Source organism: Gemmatimonadota bacterium, from assembly GCA_026705765.1.
Lineage (GTDB): Bacteria > Latescibacterota > UBA2968 > UBA2968 > UBA2968 > VXRD01.
Genome location: JAPPAB010000113.1, coordinates 1 through 5,708 on the forward strand (window position 1 = coordinate 1; position 5,708 = coordinate 5,708).

The following is a 5,708-nucleotide window of genomic DNA, read 5'->3' on the forward strand; positions in this document are numbered from 1 at the left end:
CACGGGCTTGAAACACAAGCCCTAAACTCTCCACTGAAGCGGGGTAACTCCACATCACCTAATGCAAATTGCCCTTTTTTCAATCTTATCGTATTTTCTTTAGGCATAAATGAATAGGAGATTGTCGAGAATTGCCCATTGCCTGCAAGAGAGATAATACAGCGGTTTTGAAGGGGCACATTCTGATGATAGAGGCCAGCCTTGCCAAAGAGCGAGCAGAGACCGGGCGTTTGACGCGTGATCTTGCACAGGCTTTGGAAGAACACAGGAGTTGAGATAATAGCGTGCGGTTTCATAACAGTCGCCAGATTTATGTTGATACGCCTCGGCCCCAGTGGGAATCAGGTGAGTCTTTCGGTTGACTATTTCAGAGGATTGAACAATGAGTGATGGTTTTCAACAAGTGCTGGATCACATCCGGTCTATTGCCGACTCAGAATTCGAGAAGGGACGGCTCTTTGAGCGACTGATGAAGACATACTTTACCCAGGATCCGCTCTACCGTGACCGGTTTTCTGAGGTCTGGCTGTGGTCTGAGTGGGCAGAAGAGCGACCAGACTTCGATGGCAAAGATACGGGCATTGATCTCGTTGCCAAAGAGAGCGAGGGAGGCTACTGCGCCATCCAATGCAAGTGCTATGCGCCTGGTACGCGGATATCGAAATCACACCTGGACTCGTTTATATCTGCCTCGGCGCGCGAGCCATTTACAGCACGCATCGTCGTTGATACCGGAGATGAGTGGGGGCCGACCGCGAAGAAGACTATTGCGCCACTGAAGCCTGCTTGTTACGTGATCCGTTTCGGTGATCTGGCGAGCCGTCCATTCGATTGGCCCGACCTGGTGAGAGAAGATCCCGAGGCACTGTCGTATCACGGCGAACCATTCAGCATGCGGCCCCATCAACAGACTGCCTTTGACGATGTGCTGAACGGGTTTGACGAGCATGACCGCGGCAAGATGATCATGGCCTGCGGTACGGGTAAGACGTTTGCCGCGTTGCGTATCGCGGAAGCTATTGCAGGCGTGGGTGGGCGAGTGCTCTATCTGGTGCCGTCGATATCGCTGTTCCAGCAATCAATGCGCGAGTGGGCGACACAGCGAGAAGTGCCGCACCGCTACATCGGTATCTGTTCTGATACACGCGCGGGGAAAAGTGATGAAGACGCCTCGCTTCAGGAACTGGAGATTCCAGTTACTACAGACCCGGCGAAGATTTCACAAGCTCTGGGAGACGAGATAACGGACGTAATGACGGTGGTCTTCTCCACCTATCACTCACTCGGCCTTGTCGAACAGGCGCAGGATGAAGGTGCGCCACCATTCGATCTCATTCTCTGTGACGAAGCGCATCGGACGACGGGTATTGAGCACCCCGACGACAAGACCTCGCCTTTTGTGCTGGTACACGACGCAAAGAGAATTCGTGCAGCCAAACGCCTCTATATGACGGCCACGCCGCGCCTCTACACCGAAGGTGCCAAAACAAAAGCTGCCAACCACAATGTCGAAGTGTTCTCTATGGATGACCCGACGACCTATGGACCAGAATTCCATCGCTTACCCTTCTCCCAGGCGGTCGAACAGGACCTCTTGTCAGACTACAAGGTTGTGGTTCTCACGATGTCAGAGCAGCATGTGGATGCCGCTTTGCAGGCGCATCTGGCTTCAGGCGCTGGCGAAATCAACCTTACTGATGCAGCAAAGATCGTCGGGTGCTGGCGCGCGTTACAGAACCCTGAGAATAAATCCGCTGACGATGGGCCAATCCGTCCTCTGAGACGCGCGATTGCTTTCACTAATACAATCGCGTCCTCCAAACGGCTAAATGAGCATTGGCGTGGCATTGTTGAACAAGCCGTCGCGTTGCTGCCTGAAGAGGAGCAATCAGAGGCATTCTCCTGCAAGACGCAACACGTTGATGGGCAGCATCATGCACTTGAACGCAAGGCCAGGATTGAGTGGTTGAAGGGTTCTTCCAATGGAAATTGCCGCATCCTCTCGAATGCACGCTGTCTGTCTGAAGGCATTGACGTGCCCGCGCTCGATGCAGTGCTGTTCATGAACCCGCGCAATAGTCATGTCGATATCGTACAGGCAGTGGGTCGTGTCATGCGCAAGGCAGAAGACAAGGAATACGGCTACATCGTGTTGCCGGTCGCTGTGCCAGCAGGTGTCGATCCAGCAACGGTACTTGACGATAACAAGCGGTTCGCCGCTGTCTGGAGCGTGCTACGTGCTCTACGGTCTCACGATGACCGGTTTGATGCGGAGATCAACCAAATTGATCTCAATAATAGCCCGACGGATCGGATCATCTTTGGTGGCGGAGGTGCTAATGGAGAAGATTTGCCAGACGAGCTTACATTGCCCTTTCCACCGCTTGATCTGCCGCCAGGAGCAATCTATGCTAAGATCGTCGAGAAGTGTGGGGACCGCAAATATTGGGAGACCTGGGCCAAGGACGTGGCTGACATTTTCACCCGTCTCGTGACGCGGATCGAAGGACTTCTCGATAATCCCAAAAATGAGTTTCTGCGCGAATGGTTTGAGGAGTTTCACAACGAACTCAAGGTGTCGATCAACGACTCAATCACCCGCGACAGCGCCATTGATATGATGGCACAGCACATTCTGACACAACCTGTTTTCGAGGCCCTATTTGAGCAATACGACTTCGCTGGTGGAAACCCGGTGGCCAAGGCACTGGATGATTTGAGGAAGGATTTTGGAGAGTTCGGGCTGGAGAATGAAACGCGCGACCTGGAGAACTTCTACGAAAGTGTGCGGCTTCGTGCCCGCGGTCTCGACAATAGCGAAGCACGGCAGAGCGTCTTGATGGAGCTATACGAAAAGTTCTTTGCCACAGCGATGAAGAAGGACGCGGACCGTCTCGGCATTGTCTATACGCCGGTGGAAATTGTGGACTACATTCTGGCAAGTGCTGACCACGTATTGCGCGATGAGTTTGGTCGATCGCTGAGCGATGAAGGCGTCCACGTCCTTGACCCCTTCACGGGTACTGGCATCTTTCTTGTGCGGCTGCTACAGTCTGCGCTGATCCATGATGCCGATCTGCTGAGGAAGTACCGCGAGGAGCTTCACGCTAACGAACTCATCCTGCTCGCCTACTACATCGCAGCAATACATATCGAGGAAGCCTTTCACGGACGCATGGGGAGCGACAGCACCTATGAACCTTTTAGCGGCATTGTCCTGACGGACACATTCAACCTGCATACCGAGCGAACAGGCTTCCCAAGGGAATGGTTGCCAGATAACAGCGAACGCGCCGAACGCCAGCAGAAACTGCCGATTCAGGTCATCGTAGGCAATCCACCTTGGTCGGTAGGGCAAGAGAGTGTGGCTGATGACAATCCCAATGTGACCTATCCCGAGATTGAGGCACGCGTCGCTGAGACCTATGCTGCCAATTCGACGGCGACGCTGAAGAACAGCCTCTACGATACATACAAAATGGCGATATGCTGGGCTTCCGACCGGATTGGCGATCAGGGGATCGTTGCCTTTGTAACGAATGGCTCGTGGATTGATGGCAATGTAGATTCAGGTGTGCGTGCCTGCTTAGTTAAAGAGTTTAGTTCAATCTATGTATTAAATTTGCGAGGAAATGCGAGGACATCTGGCAACTTGCGGCGAGCGGAGGGTGATAACGTATTCGGCCAGGGTTCTCGTGCGCCAGCGGCAGTCACTATTCTGGTAAGCAATCCGAATGCCACGCACAATGGTTGCCGCATCCTCTACCGCGATATCGGCGACTATCTGAAGCGCGAGGACAAGTTGAAAATCCTGCGCGATGCGGGATCTATTACGGGTATTGAGGGCTGGCACCAGATTACCCCCGACCAGCATAATGACTGGATTGGCCAGCGCGATGAAGTGTTTCAGGAATTCCAACCAATGGGATCGAAGGAGGCGAAGGCGGGCAAGACGGACGAAGCAATATTTAGGCTGTTCAGCAACGGCTACAAGACTGGACGAGACTCTTATATGTACAACTTCTCCCACAATGCTTGCGGCCAAAATGCACGGAAGACGGTGGATGACTATCTAGAAGTCATGCGGGTTCAGGAAGAACATCCCCAATACACAATTGACGAGGTGTTGCGCGAACATTCCTCAAATGCCCATTGGGATGACAAATTGAAAAGCCTGAGTCAACGGCGAATCATGACGAAGTTTTCGCTCGAATACATTCGAGAGACGAGCTATCGCCCATACGTAAAACAGTACCTCTACGCTGATGAAACATTTGCTCAACGCCCGGGATTGACCAGAGATATTTTTCCAGAGACCGACACCGAAAACCGCGTGATCTGCGTACCGGGTATCGGATCAACCAAGCCGTTCTCCGCCCTCGTAGTCAATAAGATGCCGGACCTTCACTTTGTCGCTTTCGGCCAGTGTTTCCCAAGATACCGCTATGAGCAAGTAAACGAGAACCAGAGAGAATTATTTGATGACACACCTACTCTAAGACAAATTGACAATATCACCGACACGACACTCAAAAAATTCCGTGTGCATTACGGCAACAACAAGATTAACAAGGACGATATTTTTGATTATGTCTATGGAATTCTCCACGCGCCCGAATATGGGAAGCACTTTGCCAGTGATCTGTCGAAAGAACTGCCGAGAATCCCAATGGCCCCGGATTTCTTTGCTTTTGCCAATGCCGGGCGTGATCTCGCTGCGCTACATCTCAACTATGAGACCTGCGAAGAGTATCCGCTGGTGATCGAGTCAATACAGCCTGGAGAGTTGCGGCCAGAGCACTATCGAATCGGCGAGCGTGCAATGCGGTACGCCGATAAAGAAGAAAAGGCCGTTCTCATCGTCAACGACCATATTCGAGTGAGCGGGATTCCAGCCGAAGCGCATCGGTATGAGGTCAATGGACGAACGCCGCTTGATTGGTTCATTGACCGATACAGGGTTAAACGCGATACAAAAAGTGGCATTGTCAATGACCCCAATGAATGGTTCAAAGATCCGCGGGATCTGATCGTGGCACTCCGTAGAATCGTGCATCTCAGCGTTGAAACTGTGCGGATTGTTGAACGTTTACCAGAATCTTTTCAACCAGAGCAGATGGATCTTTCAATAAAGGGATAGTTAGGTATCGTTAAATTCGGAGGTATCCATCTTACCGCCGTAGGCCTGGAACCCAAGCCCTAAATTCTCCATCAAAACGAGGTAACTCCAGCTTCGCAGGCAAGAGTTTTAGTTGCCTGTTTTTTAGTTATTTGTTATTGTCCTGTTGCCCACTTAAATACAGCGGATAAGGGGCTATTTTAATCCTAACTACAAAGGTAAAGCCAATGAGCCAAGGAAAGTGTTTTGTTATTCAGCCTTTCAATGAGGCAACTTACGAGAAACGATATGCCGATACTTTTGAACCAGCTATAAGAGATGCGGGCGTTGAACCATATAGAGTGGACAGAGATCCCGGCGCTGACATTCTTATATCTGCTATTGAAAAAGGCATTGAAAAGTCTGATGTGTGTTTCGCCGAAATAACATCGGATAACCCCAATGTTTGGTATGAGTTAGGTTATGCCAGGTCTCACGGAAAGCATGTAACAATGGTTTGTGAAAAAAGTCGTAAGCTCCCTTTTGATATACAGCTGGACTTGACCCGTTTCGGTGGGTACCTTATGAGTAGTAAGAAAGGAGACCCACT

General features: G+C 51.2%; 3 protein-coding genes. 2 read left to right on the forward strand and 1 reads right to left on the reverse strand.

From position 1 onward, the window contains the following. The coding region (locus tag OXH16_15770) for a hypothetical protein (protein ID MCY3682859.1) at nt 1-296 on the reverse strand (296 nt) is incomplete at its 3' end. Between the two features lie 86 nt (nt 297-382). Here OXH16_15770 and OXH16_15775 point away from each other — a divergent pair. Both OXH16_15775 and OXH16_15780 read left to right on the forward strand, forming a co-directional pair. Continuing rightward, the gene (locus tag OXH16_15775) at nt 383-5,140 is read left to right on the forward strand and encodes a DEAD/DEAH box helicase family protein (GenBank protein MCY3682860.1); all 4,758 of its coding nucleotides are present in this window, start codon (nt 383-385) and stop codon (nt 5,138-5,140) included. Nucleotides 5,141-5,346: 206 nt separating this feature from the next. Continuing rightward, a partial coding sequence (locus OXH16_15780) for a hypothetical protein (protein ID MCY3682861.1) occupies nt 5,347-5,708 on the forward strand: 362 nt, incomplete at its 3' end.